3 protein-coding genes are annotated in these 2,182 nt (G+C 71.6%); all 3 read left to right on the top strand.

Features of this window, described 5'->3' with window-relative positions:
- On the top strand, positions 1–901 hold a 901-nt coding region (locus V7E09_RS15405; protein ID WP_324523711.1), incomplete at its 5' end, for an ABC transporter permease.
- The gene (locus V7E09_RS15400; RefSeq protein WP_324512318.1) at positions 898–1,767 is read left to right on the top strand and encodes an ABC transporter permease; all 870 of its coding nucleotides are present in this window, start codon (positions 898–900) and stop codon (positions 1,765–1,767) included. The genes V7E09_RS15405 and V7E09_RS15400, both read left to right, overlap by 4 nt.
- Positions 1,764–2,182, top strand: a 419-nt coding sequence (locus V7E09_RS15395; protein WP_324523710.1) for an ATP-binding cassette domain-containing protein, incomplete at its 3' end; no start/stop codon positions are given. The genes V7E09_RS15400 and V7E09_RS15395, both read left to right, overlap by 4 nt.

The raw sequence follows: 2,182 nt of genomic DNA, 5'->3' as shown, positions 1-2,182 counted from the left end.
AGTCCTCGTGCTGTGGATCGCCATCACCCTCACCTTCATCGCCATCCGCCTGATGCCCGGCGACACCGTCTCCCTGCTGCTGGGCGAGAACCGCGACGACCCGGTCCTGCGCGCCGAGACCATCGAGCGCTGGGGCCTCGACCAGCCGGTGTGGGTGCAGTACTTCACCTACCTGGCCCGCATCCCCAGCGGGGATCTCGGCATCTCCTACACGCTGCGCCGCCCGGTCGCCGACCTGATCGTCGCGGGGGCGGGGCCGACGTTCCAGCTCACCGCCGCAGCCACGATCGCCGCGATCGTGCTGGCCGTCCTCGGGGCGGTCCTCACCACCGCAGCCATCCCCGGGCTGCGTCCGCTGGCGGCCACACTGGAGCTCGTCGTGCTGTCCGCGCCGCCGTTCTGGCTGGCGATCGTGCTGCTGTCGGTGGTGTCGTTCCGGCTCGGCTGGTTCTCCATCGTCCAGCAGGGCAGTTGGCAGGCGCTCGTCCTGCCGACCGCGGCCCTGGCGCTGCCGATTGGCGCCTATCTCACCCAGATCCTCGTGGAAGGCATCGAGAAAGCGATGGCCCAACCCTTCGTCACCACCGCCCGCTCCCGGGGCATCTCCCGGTTCGCGGCCCGCACCCGCCACGCCCTGCGGCACGCCTCACTTCCCGCGCTGCACATGGTCGGCCTCATCGTCGGATCCTTGCTGGGCGGGGCGGTGATCGTCGAGCAGGTGTTCGGACGCGCCGGGCTCGGTCAGCTCGCCGTGGACGCCGTCACCGTCAAGGACGTGCCGCTCATCCTCGGCATCACGCTCGTCAGCACCGCCGCGTTCGTCGCCGTCTCCACGCTGGTCGACATCATCGGCGCCCTCGTCGATCCCCGGATCCGTCTCAGCCGAGGGGGTGCCCGATGAGCGCCGGAACCCTCGACGCCGCCCGCTCGCTCGACGTCCGCCCACTGCGCCTGCGGCTGCCCCGCCTCCGCGTCGGCGTGCTGCTCAGCGGCCTGGTGCTCGCCTTGGCGGTGCTCGCCACGCTCGCCCCCCAGCTCCTCACCAGCGGCGACCCGCTCGCCGCGAACCCACTGCAGTCGCATCAGCCGCCCAGCCTTGCGCACCCGGCCGGGACCGACATCCAGGGCCGCGATGTGCTCGTCCGGATCATCTACGGCGCCCGCTATTCGCTGCTCATCGGCCTGGGCGCCACCGTCGTGGCGGTCGCGTTGGGCGTCGCGTTCGGCGTGCTGGCGGGCATCTCGTCGGGCTGGCTAGACCGGGCCGTCTCCCGCCTCGTCGACGTGGTCGCCGCCTTCCCCGAGGTCCTGCTCGCGCTGCTGATGATCGCGTTCACCGGGCGCGGCGTCATCAACCTGGTGCTCGCGCTCGGCGTGGCCGGGCTGCCGAAGTACGCCCGTACCGTTCGCGCCAATGTGCAGTTGGCGCGGCAGGCGGGCTACGTCGAACAGGCCCGTACGTTCGGGTTGTCGAACGCGGCGCTCGTGCTGCGCCACGTCCTGCCCAACGCGCTCGGCGCGCTCCCCGTCATGATCACCATCGGGCTGGGCGGGGCCATCATCGGCTCCTCGGGGCTCAGCTTCCTCGGCCTGGGGCCGCAGCCGCCGGCCGCCGAATGGGGCCTCATGCTCGCCGAGAGCCGCACCTACCTGCGCCAAGCCTGGTGGAGTGGCGTGTTCCCCGGCGTCGCCCTGACCTTGGTCGTCATCTCCGCCACCGTCGTGGGACGCGCACTGCAGGCGGGCTATGAACGGAGGAACCGATGAGCGAATCCACCACGCAGCCAGTCTTGGAGGTCCGCGACCTGCAGGTCCGGTTCGAGGGGCGCCGCCGCCAGGTGTACGCCGTCCGCGGCATCGACCTGGCGATCCAGCCCGGCGAGGCGGTCGCGCTGGTCGGTGAGTCCGGCTCGGGCAAGTCCGTGACCGCCCGGACGCTGATCGGCCTGCCCGGTCCGGGGGCGCAGATCGCCGCGTCCGAGTTCCGGATCAACGGCCGCGACGTGCGTACGTTGTCCGAATCCGGCTGGCGCAAGCTCCGCGGCCGTCACGTCGGGCTCGTCCTGCAGGACGCCTTGAGTTCGCTCGACCCGTTGCGCACCATCCGCCAGGAGGTCGCCGAGGTCGTGCGGACGCATCGTCTGGTGCCCCGTCACGAGATCGGCAACCGGGTCCTGACCAG

Origin of the sequence: Propioniciclava sp., from assembly GCF_036744435.1 — a bacterium.
In the GTDB taxonomy this organism is placed as follows: domain Bacteria; phylum Actinomycetota; class Actinomycetes; order Propionibacteriales; family Propionibacteriaceae; genus Propioniciclava.
The sequence above is the reverse complement of the archived record's forward strand: the minus strand, read 5'-3'. Positions and strand labels throughout refer to the sequence as shown.